At 43.3% G+C, this 17536-nt stretch carries 21 protein-coding genes; 10 read left to right on the forward strand and 11 right to left on the reverse strand.

Annotation, left to right across the window (positions count from 1 at the left end; translation table 11 throughout):
• The first annotated feature begins 96 nt into the window (after positions 1–96).
• Positions 97–519 (forward strand): lipocalin family protein, encoded by a 423-nt coding sequence (locus tag F3I09_RS22560; protein WP_149697310.1) that lies wholly within the window; start codon positions 97–99, stop codon positions 517–519.
• Positions 520–630: 111 nt separating this feature from the next.
• Here the strand turns inward: F3I09_RS22560 and F3I09_RS22565 are convergent, their stop codons facing one another.
• Both F3I09_RS22565 and F3I09_RS34155 read right to left on the reverse strand, forming a co-directional pair.
• The gene (locus F3I09_RS22565; protein ID WP_149697311.1) at positions 631–1443 is read right to left on the reverse strand and encodes a hypothetical protein; all 813 of its coding nucleotides are present in this window, start codon (positions 1441–1443) and stop codon (positions 631–633) included.
• Between the two features lie 236 nt (positions 1444–1679).
• Complete coding sequence (locus tag F3I09_RS34155) at positions 1680–1841, reverse strand: FeoB-associated Cys-rich membrane protein (protein WP_188133917.1); 162 nt, start codon at positions 1839–1841, stop codon at positions 1680–1682.
• A gap of 142 nt (positions 1842–1983) precedes the next feature.
• Here F3I09_RS34155 and F3I09_RS22570 point away from each other — a divergent pair, with 142 nt between their 5' ends.
• From F3I09_RS22570 to F3I09_RS22585, 4 genes are all read left to right on the forward strand, one after another.
• Positions 1984–2472, forward strand: a complete 489-nt coding sequence (locus F3I09_RS22570) for a hypothetical protein (RefSeq protein ID WP_149697312.1) — start codon at positions 1984–1986, stop codon at positions 2470–2472.
• A 179-nt stretch (positions 2473–2651) separates the two neighbouring features.
• On the forward strand, positions 2652–3179 hold the full coding sequence (locus F3I09_RS22575) for a DinB family protein (RefSeq protein ID WP_149697313.1): 528 nt from the start codon (positions 2652–2654) through the stop codon (positions 3177–3179).
• A gap of 157 nt (positions 3180–3336) precedes the next feature.
• A complete protein-coding gene (locus F3I09_RS22580; RefSeq protein ID WP_149697314.1) occupies positions 3337–3738 on the forward strand; it encodes a helix-turn-helix domain-containing protein in 402 nt (133 codons plus the stop codon).
• 67 nt (positions 3739–3805) lie between these two features.
• Positions 3806–4453 (forward strand): DUF2306 domain-containing protein, encoded by a 648-nt coding sequence (locus tag F3I09_RS22585; RefSeq protein ID WP_149697315.1) that lies wholly within the window; start codon positions 3806–3808, stop codon positions 4451–4453.
• Positions 4454–4509: 56 nt separating this feature from the next.
• Here the strand turns inward: F3I09_RS22585 and F3I09_RS22590 are convergent, their stop codons facing one another.
• The gene (locus F3I09_RS22590) at positions 4510–4893 is read right to left on the reverse strand and encodes a hypothetical protein (protein ID WP_149697316.1); all 384 of its coding nucleotides are present in this window, start codon (positions 4891–4893) and stop codon (positions 4510–4512) included.
• Positions 4894–5014: 121 nt separating this feature from the next.
• Complete coding sequence (locus F3I09_RS22595) at positions 5015–5407, reverse strand: helix-turn-helix domain-containing protein (protein ID WP_149697317.1); 393 nt, start codon at positions 5405–5407, stop codon at positions 5015–5017.
• A gap of 83 nt (positions 5408–5490) precedes the next feature.
• Here F3I09_RS22595 and F3I09_RS22600 point away from each other — a divergent pair, with 83 nt between their 5' ends.
• Positions 5491–6375 (forward strand): NAD(P)H-binding protein, encoded by an 885-nt coding sequence (locus F3I09_RS22600; RefSeq protein ID WP_149697318.1) that lies wholly within the window; start codon positions 5491–5493, stop codon positions 6373–6375.
• A gap of 94 nt (positions 6376–6469) precedes the next feature.
• On the opposite strand, the gene F3I09_RS22605 is transcribed toward F3I09_RS22600, so the two are convergent.
• Genes F3I09_RS22605 through F3I09_RS22620 form a run of 4 tightly spaced genes read right to left on the reverse strand, consistent with a single transcriptional unit; the run spans position 6470 to position 9256 of the window.
• Positions 6470–7042: a DUF6620 family protein gene (locus tag F3I09_RS22605; protein ID WP_149697319.1), complete on the reverse strand. Its 573-nt coding sequence runs from the start codon at positions 7040–7042 to the stop codon at positions 6470–6472.
• A gap of 22 nt (positions 7043–7064) precedes the next feature.
• Positions 7065–8039, reverse strand: coding sequence for a hypothetical protein (locus tag F3I09_RS22610; protein WP_149697320.1), 975 nt, complete (start codon positions 8037–8039; stop codon positions 7065–7067).
• A gap of 2 nt (positions 8040–8041) precedes the next feature.
• The gene (locus F3I09_RS22615; RefSeq protein WP_149697321.1) at positions 8042–8290 is read right to left on the reverse strand and encodes a hypothetical protein; all 249 of its coding nucleotides are present in this window, start codon (positions 8288–8290) and stop codon (positions 8042–8044) included.
• A 9-nt stretch (positions 8291–8299) separates the two neighbouring features.
• On the reverse strand, positions 8300–9256 hold the full coding sequence (locus F3I09_RS22620; protein ID WP_149697322.1) for an SPFH domain-containing protein: 957 nt from the start codon (positions 9254–9256) through the stop codon (positions 8300–8302).
• 334 nt (positions 9257–9590) lie between these two features.
• Here F3I09_RS22620 and F3I09_RS22625 point away from each other — a divergent pair, with 334 nt between their 5' ends.
• Positions 9591–11075, forward strand: coding sequence for an FAD-binding oxidoreductase (locus F3I09_RS22625; RefSeq protein WP_149697323.1), 1485 nt, complete (start codon positions 9591–9593; stop codon positions 11073–11075).
• Positions 11076–11145: 70 nt separating this feature from the next.
• On the forward strand, positions 11146–12795 hold the full coding sequence (locus F3I09_RS22630) for a beta-xylosidase (protein WP_223233343.1): 1650 nt from the start codon (positions 11146–11148) through the stop codon (positions 12793–12795).
• Between the two features lie 2 nt (positions 12796–12797).
• Here the strand turns inward: F3I09_RS22630 and F3I09_RS22635 are convergent, their stop codons facing one another.
• The 3 genes from F3I09_RS22635 to F3I09_RS22645 form a co-directional block, all read right to left on the reverse strand.
• Complete coding sequence (locus tag F3I09_RS22635; RefSeq protein WP_149697325.1) at positions 12798–13130, reverse strand: hypothetical protein; 333 nt, start codon at positions 13128–13130, stop codon at positions 12798–12800.
• A gap of 198 nt (positions 13131–13328) precedes the next feature.
• Positions 13329–13763 (reverse strand): hypothetical protein, encoded by a 435-nt coding sequence (locus F3I09_RS22640; protein ID WP_149697326.1) that lies wholly within the window; start codon positions 13761–13763, stop codon positions 13329–13331.
• Positions 13764–14470: 707 nt separating this feature from the next.
• Complete coding sequence (locus F3I09_RS22645) at positions 14471–15325, reverse strand: alpha/beta hydrolase fold domain-containing protein (protein WP_188133918.1); 855 nt, start codon at positions 15323–15325, stop codon at positions 14471–14473.
• A gap of 143 nt (positions 15326–15468) precedes the next feature.
• Here F3I09_RS22645 and F3I09_RS22650 point away from each other — a divergent pair, with 143 nt between their 5' ends.
• Both F3I09_RS22650 and F3I09_RS22655 read left to right on the forward strand, forming a co-directional pair.
• Complete coding sequence (locus F3I09_RS22650) at positions 15469–16746, forward strand: hypothetical protein (protein ID WP_149697328.1); 1278 nt, start codon at positions 15469–15471, stop codon at positions 16744–16746.
• A 46-nt stretch (positions 16747–16792) separates the two neighbouring features.
• Entirely contained in the window at positions 16793–17455 is a 663-nt protein-coding gene (locus F3I09_RS22655; protein WP_149697329.1) for a DUF6320 domain-containing protein, read from the forward strand.
• The last annotated feature ends 81 nt before the right edge of the window (positions 17456–17536 follow it).

Genomic DNA, 17536 nt, shown 5'->3' on the forward strand with positions numbered 1-17536 from the left:
ACTGACCGTCAAATAAATCGCAATGTCAGGCAACCCAAGGACTGATCTATCCGTATTAATAAAATAGATTACCCCTTCATTAAATAAATATCCGTTATGAAAAGGAGCAGCTGGTTACTCGCAATGCTATTATCTGCATGTATGCTGTCATGCAGTAATGACGATAAAAATGCTACGCCAACCGTTGATACGGGGGCACCTACAACTGGTACCTGGCGGGTAACACTGTTCTCTGAGCGGGGCAATAATGAAACCAGCGATTTCAACGGCTATATTTTCACGTTTGACAGCAACGGGGCTGCACTCGCATCTCTGAGTAGTACGAACAGGCATGGAACATGGAGCATCAACAGCAGTGCTACGGAATTTAATCTTGATTTTGGCGCGAAAAGCGATGCCAATAAGCCTTTGGGAGAGCTGACAGATGATTGGAAAATTATATCGATAACCAGTACAGAGATCAAACTAAAAGATGATAATGATGCCAGCGACGAATTTTTGACCTTTAACCAGAATTAACCCCTGCCCTATCCTATCCGCGGCAGGCTATCTGTGCAAACGGGTGGCCTGTTCTTTTTTTCAGACAACGGAGAGCTGGTTGTCTTCACTCTCCGTTGCCTGTTATTGCGTTTATTTCAGCGTAAAACTACGTTCTTTAGCAATAGCGCTAAAGAGGGTTGCTTCCTCTTCCTTCGCTTCAGCCAGCACTTCTTTTTCTGCAAACAGCGACTTTGTTACGGCAGGCCGTTTCAGGATAACAGTTTGCAAACCGTAGCGTACATCCAGTGAATAGTCTTCAGCACTGGTATAAAGCTGGCCATTCAGATTAACACCAAAAGCACCTCCTTTAGCTCCCGCGGTGAACTTGGTATATTTACGACGGATAATATATTTCTGCACAAAGCCTATCACCGCATACACGTAACACACAGCGGGATCGTCGAGGATGCTGGCTTTATTGTTAGTCATCCAGGACTGCACTCCTTTATCCCAGGACCCGCTGTCACGATTGACCAAGCCCGTTGCCTGATCAAAGACCATCAGACTGAAAGATGATTCTCCTTCAAACTCGGCGGTCAGGTAATTCAGAAAACTTACCTCTACAGCCAGTTTCTGATCTACCAGGATAGACTGCCGTTTGATAGGCTCCTTAATCTTGGAGGTTTCATCAATCTCAATACCGGGAATTTTAAACGCAGAGAATTCTATGGACGCGTTCTCCGTATTGGCAATAGTAGGGCAATCGGCCTGTGTTTTCCTGATCTCAAGTACTGTTCCCAGAAGGGCATATGGATTACCGATATAAGCATCTGCTCCAACGTAAAGCATGTTATTCTGTAAAGCCAGCATCTTCTGTGCTTCTATAACAGATGGGATCTTTTTTGATTCGGCAACTTCATTATTCATTGCCTCATTGATGTGGTCTGTGGAATTATTTCCCATAGTAAAATGATTTAAGTATGTGTCTAAAGGGGTTACCCGTTTGGAGGTACATGTTTTATTGGGAGTATAACTAAAGTACGGTTTTCCAGGGAGAAAACAAGTGCCTGGGCTCAAAAGCAATGAGCTTATAGCAGTGGCAACAATCACTTAATGAAACTTTGGGGCAAAATAAACTCCTTCAAAGTACTGATATGTTCTTAATATGCTATCAGCATTCAAGGTTAACGCACACTATCTTAAAGCTTATCTTTCCGCCTTTGTTGTTCATCAATTTCCTCCTCTACGGGATCCTCTTTCAGTAGTTTTTTCTGATCTCTGCGATTTTTCTTTATCAGGAAGACAATGAGTGCTATCGCCAGGGCAGCAATGACAATTGTAGTTATATTAACGTATTGCATGATGGATCGTTAAAATGGTGAAAACAGGCGTTGAGGAACTGTTGGCTCTGCCATAATGGCCTTGTATATAATTCTCTTTCTCCTAAGTAAAGTTATTATCTATTAGTTAACTTCATAAGGTCCCTTCATAAATACCATTACCATGTATCCATTAGTAGTAACCCTTTATTGTTTGTTGTCCACTTCCCTCTTTGCACAAACGCCTGTTGACAGTAGCCGTATCCATGCTGAGAAAATGAATAAGATCTTCCAGGAAGAGGTCATTCCATACCTGGAGTCAAGAGATAGTACGCCCGACTGGGCGACCTTCGGCAAGCACCTGATATCGCTTTATGGAGACACGGGCGAAGAGGTCCTTCTGATGAGTCAGACCATCTACAGTATGCAGCGCGAAGATTGGGCCAATTTTTCCAGCGCCATTATTCCCTATGCAAAGAAATACGGGAATACTATTCCAGCTAAGCAGCGTCATGCATTCAGTCAGTACATAAGCAGGAATGCCCAACTGTTGTATCAGTCGGGGCGCCGGGAAGAAGGCATCAGATGGCAGATATTAGCATTGCCCCTGGCGGAGGAAACAGAGCATGCTGGCATGCTTGATACGATAGAGAAAATGAAACGAGGCGAATAATTGCGCCTTCTTTATGGCATGCGGTTTCTTATCTCACTAAACAAATCGGTCATTTGAATTGTTGAGTTTATCTACGTAGTTAATTACCCCTTAAACTACGTTAAGAGTTCTTAAGATAGTTCTCTTGTATCACATCTATTGCTAAAGCATTTTTACTGTTCAACAAAAACTCACATTCGATGAAAGCACTTAAGTTCATTCAAGTATTCACACTGTTCCTTGGATTATCCAGCATTGCCATTGCCCAATCCAGCGAAGAAATGGTAAAAGAATGGGAACGGGCCAAAGCCTACACTAAAGAATATCTGGATGCTATGCCTGAGAAAGATTATTCTTTGAAGCCAAAGCCGGAAATGCGCTCCTTTGCGGAACAGATGCTTCATATTACAGATGGAAACTATGGTCTGGTTACTGCGGCTACCGGTGAAAAAAGTCCACACGATATGGGAGAAATGGAAAAATCAGCCGATAAATCAAAGGCTGCTGTAATGAAGGCGGTGATGGATGGGTATGACTTTGTAATCAATGATATCAAAAGCCTACCTGCAGATAAACTGGATGAAAAAGTCACGCTATTCGGCAAATTCGATATGACCAGGAGAGTTGCGTTAGAAAAAGCATTTGAGCATCAGACACATCACCGTGGACAAACTACTGTATATCTGCGCCTTGCTGGTGTTAAACCTCCTGAAGAAAAACTCTTTTAATCCAATACCACCACTTTTTCAGTCCTGTCGATCACTGAGAGTAATCAGCCAATGACGAAATCAGGTACGATCCGGCAGGATTGAAAAATATTTATATTGCATAACAAAGGCAAACCGGTAAGATCTGCCGGATTGCCAATAACCCAAATTAAATGTTATGCAGACATACGAAAGAAAGACTCCTGAAGACCTGGATTGTGGCGTCACTGTATTCATGAAAGTACTTGGTGCAAAATGGAAACCCTGTATTGTAGATCTTATCAGCAGAGGGTACAAAAGGCCCAGTGAAATACATAAACAACTTATTGCCGCTACACCAAGAGTAGTTGATATGCAGCTAAGAGAGCTTGAATCTTACGGCATTGTCACAAAGAAAGTACGGAAAGGATTTCCATTACATGTTGACTATTCCCTTACCGATATGGGTAAAAGCCTGCTTCCTGTCATTGTCTCCATGGATCAGTGGGGTGCGGCCTATTCGGGGAAAGTTAAAAAGGTAAATTCCGGACGACAATCTTCCCGGCAATACTCGTCCTGCCTGGTTCCCGCTACCGAATAATTTTTCGGTTATTGATTTCAACAGTCCCCTTATTGAATTTTGTGTTCAATTAATGACATAATTGAACATGAAAAATTTATCTGCTGTTGCTTCCCCCCGGGGAATAAGTGACGTCTTTAAAATATTGATCTGGGCTGTTATTGTAGCGATCACCTGGTATTTCATGCACGGTGCTGATCATTTTCTCCAACTCACGCCTGAAGCACTTGGTAAATACTTTAAACTGAAATGGGTGCTGTTGCTCCATATTACCGCCGGAGGAGGAGCGCTCATTCTTGGTCCTTTACAATTCTGGGAGAGGCTGAGAACCAAAAGCTGGAAACTACACCGCATCATTGGTACCCTTTATCTGCTTGCCATCCTGGCAAGCAGCACCTGCGCTGTGATCCTTGCATTTACCACAGCTTATGCTATCAACTGGGCATATGCATTTTCATTACAGGTATGGGTAAGTGTCTGGATATCCTCATCTTTTATTGCCTGGTGGACGGTGCGTAAAAGACAAATCAAACTTCATAAGGAGTGGATGACCAGAAGTTATATTGTCACATTAGCTTTCGTAGTATCGGGGTTGACAATAAAGCTACCTGTTGTTCAATCGCTGGGCAATTTTGCAGACATTTCCCCTTCCCTTTTCTGGATGGGCTGGGCTGTTCCCTTGTATGTGTATGAAGTGATATTATCGCTCCGGCAGAAAAAAATTGGTAAGGTATAACATACAACGAGGGATGATATCACATCATCCCTCGTTGCATGAACCAAATTTTAACATTAAGATTTGTAGTAGTCCCTTTTTGCTTCAAGAACCGCCTGATCACGTTCTCTCTTGAATTCCCTTACCTGTGCGCGTCTTTCTTTACCGGTCAGATCTTTATCCATTTTAACAGATTCGATCTTATCCGCATAGTCATTTTTGATGTTTGCTATCTGCATGTCCAGCTTCGTTGGCTGGTAAGGCACGGCAGCTGTATATGGATACGGGTAGCCATAATAAAAAGGAGAAAAGTAAGGGCTGTAGAAACCACCGCCCACAACTACGGTTGTTCTGGGGTAAAAGCCACCACCATGAAAACCTCTTATTGGGCCATTAGGAACCATTGCTGAAGCGCTTTGAACCGTTACTGCAAGTAGCAGTATTGCTATTATCTTTTTCATGACCTTTAATTTTTTCTAATTCTTTGACACTGGTTTAATCGAAAAATTTAAAGGACGCAGTATGTTTAGCAAACTCTTAACAGTTCCATCCGCTAGCCTGTTTATGCCCGTTCAATTGTCTTTATTTAACGCAGGTATCTGCAGTTGCGGTAAAGCCTGCGTATTTCGCGCTGTCTTTTATAGCCCATTCAGCCATGGCCAGCAATACCGGCCCTAATTCCTCACCAGATGGCGTAAGACTATAAACAACATGTGGTGGAACAATATCCTCTGCCTTTCTGTTTATTAAATTGTCTTCCTGCAATTGTTTTAAATGTTGTATCAGCATTTTCTCCGTAATGGCAGGTATCAGGCGCTTCAGTTCACCGTAGCGTTTAGGGCCGCTTATCAGGTAGTAGAGAATGATCGTTTTCCAGTGGCCGCCGATCTTATTCATGACATAGGTGATAGGGCAGGTCATTTCAGCAATGCCTTTATTATAGTTTCTTGTTGAGCTTTCTTTCACTTTAGTCATAACTACTTACTTTGGGGTAGGTACTTGTAAAAAAGTTTGTACAAAGATAGTTTTGCCTTGAAAAACAAACAAACATTTATAGTATGAAAATTATAGTAACAGGCTCACTGGGACATATCAGCAAGCCCCTTGCAGAGATATTGACAGGTGCAGGCCATGACGTAACCATCATCAGCAGCGATGCTGGCAAAGTGCATACCATCGAAGCTTTAGGTGCGAAGGCAGCTATAGGTTCGATAGCAGACGTCGCATTTCTCACCAAAACATTTACGGGTGCAGACGCTGTTTATACGATGGTGCCACCGAATTTCGGCGCCACCAATTACAGACAATACATCAACGATATTGGTAAAAACTATGCAGCGGCCATCAGGGCATCGGGCGTAACACGCGTGGTAAACCTAAGCAGTATCGGCGCTCATCTTGAAAATGGCACAGGGCCAATAGCGGGATTACATGACGTAGAACTGGCCTTAAACGCACTGGATAATGTAGCAGTTAAACATCTTCGTGCCGGATTCTTTTATGTCAACTTCTTTGCTAATATAGACATGATAAAGCACAAAGGTATCCTGGGCAATAACTACAGCAAAGAAGCAAGACTGGCGCTGGTACATCCGCGGGATATTGCGGAAGCAGCTGCCCAGGAGCTGCAGGGTTCTTTCAGCGGCAAAAGCCATCGTTATGTGATCAGTGATGAGCAGAAGATCTCAACGCTCGTTAAAACATTGGGTGCTGCGATAGGCAAGCCTGATTTGCCATGGGTAGAATTTAGTGACGAAGATAGTTTGGCCGGTATGACCGGAGCAGGTTTGCCCCCTGCTGTTGCAAGCACTTTTGTGGAAATGGGCACCGCAGTAAGAAGCGGCGTTTTATGGGAAGATTATGACCAGAATAAGCCAGCAAGTTATGGTAAGACGAAGCTGGATGATTTTGCAGATGAATTTGCTGCTGTCTATAAGGGCTAATGTTAATGTTTCAATAAAAACGCCTTCCAATTTCTCAAATGGAAGGCGTTTTTTATGCTATATCCGGAAAGAAGGATTTTATGCAATTGAATTATTAAAACTCCACATCATCAGCTATATTGCCGCCATTTTCGTCAGCAAATCTCTTTGCATATTCCTGTCTTTTCCCGTCCATATAATTCACATATTCCGTTGTCTCTTCGCTGCTTTCGAACTTCTGTTGTTCCATCCACTGCATAGCTACCTGCTGGAAGTCGCCAAGAGAGATGCCGTAATTATCCTGTATCCATCTGGCGCCATCTAAACCGGCTTCATATGCTGCAGTACGCGCACCATTCAATTCTTCATAGAAGTAGCGGTCACCAGCCAGTCTCTGAAGGTTTTGTTCATTTCCTGCACCAGCTTCCGGCTGGAGATGGCCTAATTTAGGGTGTTGATCGGCCTGTCCAAATAAGGTGCCCATTTCGGAGATCACAATGAAGTCTGCATCTTCCTGCATACGTTGTACCCAACCCTGACTGGCATCTTCCCATACAGGTACTTCTACACCCAGAGCGCTACAAATGATATCAACAGCAACGCCATTTGCAATCTTTGCGTTGGCGGCGGAGTAATCGTACAAACTGATGCCGTGAATAGGTTCAAATAAGGGGTTGTTTTGTCCCATGGTCTGTTGTTTTTATAGTTAACTATAGATTCGTGCTTCGTTTACTTTCATATCTCTGGTAATTGGCCTGTAAAGATTTGAAGAACTTCTCGTGGTGTTCCTCCAGGTCAGGTAATAATTTTGTCAGCTCATCAAAAATGTTCCTGTAATACTTATCAAGCAATTCAGGGGCTTCGTTTTCAGCCTGTATCCTTTTTGATTCCAGTAAGCGGATCTGCTCATATACCGGGCCACTCTTCGTCATGAACTCCTGTGTGCTCAACGTCAGTTGCAATTCATGCATCTGTTCGTAAAGGCTTCGCTCTTCATTCTTCCGCTCAAGATGTGCATCCATAAAATGTTTACTGCGCTGTTCTGCCAGCTTCCTGGCAGTGTGCTCGATGTCGCGGCCCATTGCTCCCGGCTCGAAGATATTTTGCGTCTGACAATAAGCACATGTTACATAGGCACTGTAATAGTATACTTGTTTTATATTCAGATTAGCCCCGCACTGCCGGCAATTGACTGACTGACATTGCTGCCAGTAGGTATTCATCATTTGTTCAAAGACCGGCTCATAATCTTTTCGCTCTACCTGTTCTGTAGCTTCATCGACGCGATGCCGTAGCTGTTCTTCCCATTCGTCTGCCTTCCTGGCACAACGATGCCTCCATTCACGAAGTATACTGTACGCCTCACTTTCTACAGAGAATGTATCTGAATATCGATAGTAGACTGGTTCAATCTGCTTTTCAAGTACTTCCCGCAACTTTTCACGCATGTTGCCTGCCTGTCCATTCATAGCAGATGAAAAGCGATAATATGCCTGTCCGAAGCGATCATCTTCTGCCATTACAGAAGGCGCCTCTTCTATAAAGCCACTTAGTAATACATCCACGCGTTCATCCAGCTTCGCAAGGAAGGTGTCCAGGCGGTTTTCCAGGGCATCCAATTCACTTTTAAACGTTGCGAGTTGTTGCTTGTCCTCCTGTGATTGTCCCCAATTAAATAAACCCATATTTAGCTATTAGAGTTATCTGATTTTTTGATATAGCTACCGTCAGTAAGAGTAGTTGTTATGAAGGCGTGCCCGCAGTAGGCACAATGCGTCAATCCATCCTGTTTTGCACGGCCGGCGCCGCAATTGAGACATGCAGCTTCTCCCGTGTTGGCTTCGGTATTTTCAGCTTGTCCTCCATAGGTTTGCTGTGAAACAGCACGCTGTTTCATTCGTTCAATGAACGACAATTTTTTATTTTCCTCCTGCATTCCGCGATATTATAATTTAGATAAGATCTCTGCTTTTTTCGCTTTGTATTCTTCTGCGTCTATCAACCCATTATCATGGAGTACTTTGAGTTGTTTCAGTCTGCTTTCAAGATCGTCCTGTTTTTCTGCAGGCTTAGTTTCCTGCTTTGGGGCGTTCATGGCACTCATCATATAGGCCATAGCAGCGCCCTGTTGTGCAGCGTCGTTCAGCGCAGTACCCTGTTTACCTATAGCGGCAGCCTGATTGAATTTAAGATAGGCATCCATATCTCCTACCATATTCATGTTGGTAACGGTATCAAAATGCCTGGCAACATCGTCGGGCAGCGTAACACTGCTTACTGTAAATTCTGTTACGTCAATACCGAATGCATCAAAGTATGGCTGGATAAGGGGTCTTATTTTATTATTCAGGAGGCTCAGGTTACCGGCGATGTCCAGTACCTGTATCTGTGCCTCAGCCAACGCTTCCCCAAATTTGGGTGCAATGTAATCACGGAGTTTGTTCTGTAATTCCAGCGAAGACAGGTATGGCATTGTACCTGCATATTCCCTGAAAAATTTTGAGGGGTCTGAGATACGTACACTATAACTGCCAAACGCTCTGAGTCGAACCTGGCCAAATTGCTTGTCCGGCAGGATAATAGGTGCTGGTGTTCCCCATTTAAGGTTTACAAACTGCTTAACAGAAAAATAATAAACATCCACTTTAAAAGGGCCCTGGAAACCATATTTCCAGCCTTTTAATTTCGTTAAGAACGGGATGTTCTCTGTAGTCAGTGTATGTGTTCCAGGATCGAATATATCAGCCAGTTTGCCTTCATTCAGCAGCAGTGCCTTTTCGGATTCACGAACAATCAGCTTAGCTCCATTTTTTATGTCGGCTTCAGGGTAGGGAAACCTCCACATTAACAAACTGGGGTCTTTCTCGAACCACTCAATGATTTCAATAAATGGTAAATTCATGGTTTTCAGTTATCACTAATTAATCAGGGTTACCTTTATTCATTACATCAAATATATGTATATGCGTAACTGATAGTAAAGGATGCGGAAAGTTAGTTATTTTCTGTTAAACCATTTAGCAAATTTTTAGAGCGCCATTCTCTTTTTATAATCCTGCGGAAACGGGCTAATAATCTGGTCATCCATTTTGTGTCAAAATGAAAAATTATAATATTATCTTGTTTAGATACTATAAAGCGATATAATCAAAGGCCTAAGGAACAATACAGAAGAACAAAAATTATCAAGACAAATACGAACAAATGATTGGGAGCTATTTTTTTATATTTAGGATATGGAAAAGATCACACTCAACGACATACGCTATTCCGATCTTGCAGGAAAAAGGTTTAACAAACGCTTTGCAGGAAAGCCTGAATATATTCTTCTACCCGAGTCTACCAAAGATGTAGTGGATGCTGTACAGGAGGCTGTAAACAGTAAACGGCGGCCAGTGGTACGTAGTGGAGGGCATTGCCTGGAGGGTTTTGTATCAGACCCGACAGTGCAGGTGCTTATTGATGTGTCGCTGATGACCGGCATTTATTACGATGCTGAGAAAGCGGCCTTTGCAGTGGAAGCGGGTGCTACGGTGGGTGAGATGTATCGCAGACTATTCCTGGGCTGGGGAGTGGTTCTTCCTGCGGGAGAGCATCCTGGCATAGGTGTAGGCGGCCATATACTCGGCGGGGCCTTTGGCTTTCTTTGCCGGGAATATGGACTGGCGGCAGACTACCTTTATGGCGTAGAACTGGTGACAGTCGATGCGTCCGGTAAAGCCTTTAGTGTTATTGCTACACGGGAAGCAGACGATCCTAACCGTGAGCTCTGGTGGGCGCACACCGGCGGCGGTGGCGGTAACTTTGGTATCGTAACCCGTTACTGGCTACGATCTCCGGACTCCAACGGAACTGATCCTTTCTCAGCGCTACCCAAAGCGCCGGCATCCATCAGCACCTTCCGGGTGGCATGGGACTGGAAAGACTTTGATGAGTTATCGTTTTCCCGCCTTGTGCAAAATTTCGGAGCCTGGAGCCTGCAGAACAGTGATTCCGACTCTCCTTACAAGCCATTATTCAGCATACTCTTTTTGAATCACCGTAACCTGGGAAAGATAGAAATAAAAGGGCTTTCTACGGGAACAAACGCTCCCCGGTTGATAGACGAGCACCTGGCCGCCATTGCAAAACCAATAGGTTTACCCTATACATCACAGATCGAGGAAAGCTCATGGTTACGCTTTGCACTCAACCCCTTCCCTGAATTATTTCAACCAGGCTTCGATAATGTACAGGCGAAAATTAAAGACGCCTTCTTCCGACGTCCTTTCTCTGACAGCCAGATAGCGACGGCATATAAATATCTCACCGCAGATGTAAAAATAGGTGGCATGTTAGGCATGGCAACCTATGGTGGTAAAGTGAATACCGTATCACCTGATGCCACTGCATCTGCACAACGGGATTGTATCCTGGATGTAGCCTGCAATACAGGCTGGATGGATCCAAAAGGTGCAGCGCCCAGCATGGACTGGGTCCGCAATTTTTATAAGGATCTCTTTCCCGATTCCGGCGGTGTACCTGTGCCAAATCAACAAACCGACGGAAGCATGATCAATCATCCGGATACAGACCTTGCAAGCCCTGAATGGAACCAGTCAGGCATTCCATGGTATACGCTTTATTATAAAGAGAATTATCCACGGCTACAGAAAGTGAAAGCTAAATGGGATCCTCTAGATATATTTTATCATGCGCTGTCTATACGGGCGGCTGATTAACCATAAAATAAACAGAGGTATGTTTAAAAAATGCTCATTAGCTTGCCAGTGTTTCATTGCTATTACTATTTTGTTTACACTTAAAAGTTATGCGCAATCCAGAAAGGATGCAGCAACTATCCAGGTTGATCTGAACAAACCTATTGGTCCCATGTACCCGGCCTGGGCCTGGTTTGGATATGATGAGCCAAACTATACATACATGAAGGATGGCAGAAAACTACTCTCTGAAATCGCAGCCTTATCTCCTGTACCGGTATATGTACGGACTCATAGTTTACTGGTTACTGGTAATGGAGAAGCTGCACTAAAGTGGGGTTCAACAAATGCCTATACAGAAGATGCCAATGGGAATCCTGTTTACAATTGGACCATCATTGACAGTATTTTCGATACCTATATTCAACGGGGTATGAAACCCCTGGCTCAGATTGGCTTTATGCCGCAGGCATTGTCCACCAAACCTGAACCCTACCGTCATTACTGGAAACCTGGCGATCCATATTCGGATATTATCACCGGCTGGGCTTATCCTCCAAAAGATTACAAGAAATGGGCAGAGCTGGTCTACCAATGGGTAAAACATTCGGTACAACGCTATGGCAGGAAAGAAGTAGAAAGCTGGTATTGGGAACTATGGAATGAACCCAACGGCTATTATTGGAAAGCCAGCATGGAGGAATTCTTTAAACTTTATGACTATACTGCTGACGCTGTAAAACGTGCTTTGCCTACTGCTAAGATTGGAGGCATTAATGTAGCCGGGACCGGTGGACAAGGTGCTCAAAAGTGGTTGCATGCCTTTGTTAAACATTGCTTTTCTGATACTAATTATGTCACTAAAAAGATAGGCACTCCTGTAGATGCTATTTTATTTCATGCAAAAGGTTCTCCCCAGCTTGTAGATGGTCATGTACGAATGAATATGGGTACACAATTAAGAGATATTGAAGCGGGTTTTAAACTGGTAGCCTCCTACCCTCAACTGAAGAATATACCCATCATCATTGGTGAATCCGATCCTGAAGGCTGTGCTGCCTGTGGCATGCACACCAATCCGGAAAATGCCTATCGTAATGGCACCATGTATTCCAGCTATACTGCAGCTTCTTTTGCGCGAGAGTATGCCCTGGCAGATCAGTACAAAGTAAACTTCAAAGGCGCTGTATCCTGGTCGTTTGAATTTGAGAATCAACCCTGGTTCTTTGGCTTCAGGGATCTGGCTACCAATGGCGTAGATAAACCAGTCCTGAATGTGTTTCGCATGTTTGGTATGATGCGCGGTAAAAGGGTGTATCTTACTTCTGATCAGGGCTATGATCTGCGCACAGCAGTGGATTCCAGCTTCAGAAGACCATACCCGGACATCAATGGGATGGCCTGTAAAGATGTGCATGAAGCTACAGTAATGTTATGGAACTATCATGATGATGATGTAAAACAAGCCTCAAAGCAAGTAACTGTTCAGCTGACAGGTTTACCTCAACAAGTGTATATGCATCAATACAGAATTGATGACGAGCATAGCAATTCATATGAGGCGTGGAAGAAAATGGGCTCGCCCAAAAATCCGACAGCGGAGCAGGTTGCTCAATTGGAAAAGGCAGGGCAATTGCAATTACTGGATTCACCGGAATGGATAAAAACTGAAAGCGGTGAGGCAACCATCAGGATGGTCTTGCCTTCACAAGGAGTGTCGTTGTTGAGATTTGAGTGGTGAGACTAGTGCACCCAACCTCGTTTGCGGCTAATTAAAATATCTATTATTCTTTCTATGTCAGGTTGATACTGTTCAATTACTTCAATTGCCCAGGCACAGTCTGATTTCTCAAGATGCTCTTTCCAGTTATTATATTGCAATAATTCTTCTAACGATAATGTTATTGAACCACCACGTTCGGCATGTCCGCCACCAATTGACTCTCCCAGCATAAATGGTTTTCCGTGATTTAAGGGATGAATGTAGAAGTAATATTCATGATGTGTCTTATCTTCTGTTGTCGGCGCTTGATTTTTGAAACTTATAGCTGTATACTCGTTAGGTAATTTGCTCATATTCAAATTGTCGGATTGATGATAGATGAATTCTTTTTTTAAACCACTGTCATTTACTCAAAGTTAGTATTCATCTGATGTCAAATAAAATTATTTTATATGTGAAAATATAAAGCTCGATGTAAGGGTTTGAAAAATGCCGAAAACAACCTTCGGCATTTTTCATTTCCATTCCTATCCAGAATATTCCATCCCATCTTAAAGAGGAGCGACACTCCGCATATCTAGCTTCACAATTTTGTCAAAGGTGCCACTAAACATGCTCATATGTCCTTTTTTTGATGCATTGAATGTACCAATGATAGTGACGTAGTTATCACTGTAATGGGCTGGTTTAATTCTTCTGGTGAGTTTAGGTGAGAAATTTACCCAGAAGCCATTCTTAGTAATATGCTTTTGATAATCTTCCTTACGCAGATATATAGCGTCTCCTTCAAATTCCAAATGCAGATAACCGGTTACCTGTATTTTTTTCCCGTCATATTTCCCGGGATTGGCAATTAATTCGGCTAAAGAAACATTAAGCGGAATGTCCTGTTGCTGATGAGGTTTCCTTTCTGTCTCATCAACGGTTTGGCCAAAAGTAACAGCATTTAGTAAAGTAAATAGGAGCAGTACAGAGATCTTCTTCATGTATTGAAAAATTTTATAAGTAATAATGAGGTACAGGTATTAGATAAATTTAGCAACAATGATGTTAAGAAAAATATAAGTACCTGGCTTTTCTTTTTAAAAAAAGGTATGGTCATTCAATGATCCATTTTTAACAATTCGATTTCAGACCCATACTCTTGAAGAGTTGACTAACAGCGCTGGCATTCTATGCCGGCAACTTCCGGAAATTTCGCTTCATATTTGTAAGCCTATATAGAGAACACCGGAAACAAGAGAAGCCTGGATTCGGTTTAGTAAGACAGCGATATCAAGCCGAATACTAACAAAGAATTATTGCGGTATAATATGCGTTTATCCGCTACATATATCTCATCGAGGATTATACAGGTAAGGGGGAAGTGATAGTAAGATCAGGAAAACCGGGAATCATTGCCATTAATAGATCTGTTTTTTGTGTTAGCGCAGTATGCATTGTTACCTGGTGTTCTTCCTAAGTTGAACATAGCGTTTAGTTATAGACGACAACAAATGCGTGTATCGGCATCTTTTAAAAGTATAAAATAATTACATATTATTTTGCTATAAGTCAAGGAAGCTGTCGTGGAAGGAATTATCTCAGATGACTACAGCAAAGTTCAAAGCATAGCCTTCAATTTGAAATTATTGCTTCTACTGTAATGTTTTTTGCGGAATCGTTTCTACATATGTTGTGGAGATAAACGCGCTTATCTGGTTTGATCCGTTGCTTTGATAAGGTCAATAATTTGCCGTTTTGCCTGTTTTGATTCAGGAAAGTCCAGCAGCATCCAGGCATGGACCATATCCGGATATTCATAATACTCCAGGTCGGTCCCCTGAGATAGCGCCAGCTCTTTTAATTTTCTTGCGTCAGCTACCAGTATTTCATTAGCCCCCGCAAAAACGGCGATCTTACCAAGGCCTGTCAGGGGCCCGTTTATAGGGCTGAGCAAATGATTATCAGTACCCGTACCACCTGCGTAAAGCTTCCCTACCTGCCGTAAGCTCTCTACTCCCAGGAATGGATCCGCCGGGTCCAGAGAATTGATAACCGGGTTTTCAAGGCTTATATCCAGCCACGGAGAAAGCAAAATAATCCGGGCGGGCACTGGAACATTATCTTTTTTTAATTTTTGTGCGAGTGCCAGTGCAAATCCTCCACCGGCAGAATCGCCCATAAGGATCAGCCGTGAGGCATCATATTTAGTGGTTAGTTGTTTATATACTGCCTCTACCATGGTAAAAGCTTCCTTATATGTATAAGCGGGTGCCAGCGGATAATCAGGAGCTGTAATACCCACGCCTGTTGCTTTTATCAGATCCGATAAAAAGAGCCAATGCAAAAGCGTAAAACGCTGCACATATGCACCGCCGTGCAGATATAAAATATGGATATTACTGCCCCCGCCGACAGCCTCTAGCGTAAAGACATTCTGCCCATCCTGTTTAATTTTTGTAACATTGCCGAAAAGGGAAGAAGGAGGCTCAGCACAATCAAACCGGTTGAAACGGCCTGTTCTCAACTGCCTGCCAAGAAAGCCTTTTTTATTGATCAAACGCAAAAGAACCTTGAATATCCTGCTTTGAAGACTAGCCAAAATAATTGATCACCATGAATGTTAAAAGTCAGGTAACCTCAAGGTACTTAAAAAGGCACTAAAGTTGATAAGTATATTGAAAAGTCGGCACGAATACTCCTGTTGTTATGCAAAGAAAGGTTCATGACAATGATCTTTGGTTTCGCCTGGATAACGCGGCAAAAATATATCCGGTCATAAAAGACCATGAATTAACGTCTGTATTCAGGGTTGGCGTGGAATTAAAGAAGAGGGTTAAGGCCCGACAGTTCTTGCTGGCTATTCAGGCCCTGGAAGATCGTTTCCCGTATTATAAGGTAAAGCTGCAAACAGGCTTTTTCTGGTATTATCTGGAACCTGATGATCAGCCGATCGCCATTGAGGTGGATAAAAAGGTTCCGTGTCGGGCTTTTGGGAAAAAAGAGCTCATGTTCAGGGTACTGGTAAGGGAGAATCGGATCAGTGTTGAGTTTTCACACATTCTTACTGATGGAACCGGTGCCCTTGAATTCTTAAAAACGCTGCTTGCAGTTTATTTTGAAAAATGCCACCTGGCTGCCCCCGCTGAATTTCAGCATCTGGACGTTGATGAAAGCCCTCATGGAGAAGAATCGTTAGATGCCTATAACCTATACTCCGAGAAGATCAACGCTAAGCCGCCAAGGATCCCCGCGGCATTTCATGTACCGTTCCGCTTAAGAAGGCGCCCCCGTTTTCAAGTGCTGACAGCGACTGTCCCAACGGCGTCTATCATAAAGGAGGCGAAAGCTCATAACGTAAGCCTTACGGAATACCTCACTTCGGTCTATCTCTTTTCCCTGCAGCAGGTTTATGAACAACTGCCTGAGATCCGCAAACGAACAAACAGAAAAATACTGAGAATTGAAGTACCGGTTAATCTCCGGCGTATTTTCCCATCGCGTACAATGAGAAATTTTTCATTGTACGTTATACCTGAAATAGACCTTCGCCTGGGACATTATACGTTTGAAGAGATTGTTAAAACGGTCTATCATCAAATGCAACTGGAAACCGATAAGAAACTTATCAGTAAGATGATATCGCGTAATGTCAGTACGGAACGGAATGCCTTCATAAGGGGCATACCTCTCATAATTAAATCGCTCATCATATCGAAGCTGTATACTTTAGGTACAAAGCAATACAGCGGGGTAGTAACCAATCTTGGAAACATCAGTTTAGGCAGTAACGTTAACGCACTTATCGACAGATTCATTTTTATACCGCCCCCTCCAAACAAGGTCTTAAAGGTCAATTGCGCGGTTGTAGGCTTTGAAGACCAGTTGGTGCTGACTTTCGGCAATATCACAAGGTCCAGGGAGCTTGAGCGGCTCATTCTGACCTTCCTGGTGAAGAGCGGAATTCCTGTAAAGATTATAAGATAAGCTTACCATGTATTGTAAAAACTGCGGCGTTGAACTAGAGCCGGACATGCAGATCTGCCCATTATGTGGTGTATCGCTGAATGAGCAGGACGGTATCCCTAATGTCCCTCCTTCAGAAAAACCTGCCGGTTATCCCGGGCTGATACTAGACCAGAGACAACGGAAATTTACGTGGGAGATCATTTCTATCACTCTGGTGTCCGGCATTCTGGCGGCATTCACAGTGAATTTTATCCTTAACCACCGTATTACCTGGTCTGAGTACATCATAGCCGTGGGGCTGATCATTTTTTGTTATGCATCAGTATTGTCGTTATGGAAAAAAAGCATACTGCCTAAACTGGCCTGTGGATTTTTCTTGTCGTCTATTTGTCTGCTCGGCTTGGATATGGCTACAGGAGGCATTAGCTGGGCGCTCAGATTGGCAGTGCCCTTGTTATTATGTCTAAATGTGATCAGCGTGATCTATATAAAGGTCGTCCGGCTGGCTGCCTATAAAGGGATCAACCTGATCGCATATGCATTCCTGGCCGCAGCTTTCATGTGCTTGTGCACAGAAAGCATTCTTTCACTCTTCAGGAACGGAGTCTGGCGGCTAAGTTGGAGTGTGCTCGCATCGGCCTGCGTTGTACCGGTTGTAGTGGTATTACTTTTTGTTCATTTCAGGTTAAGAAAAGGGCGAAACCTGGGGAGAACCTTTCATGTTTGATGCAAGGTTCATACTGGGCTATCCACATTTTTTTTGTGAATTCCTTAATATTTCCTAGCTTCAGCATCCAAAACCCCACAA

It is taken from the genome of Chitinophaga sp. CF418 (assembly GCF_900142925.1).
In the GTDB taxonomy this organism is placed as follows: Bacteria; Bacteroidota; Bacteroidia; order Chitinophagales; family Chitinophagaceae; genus Chitinophaga.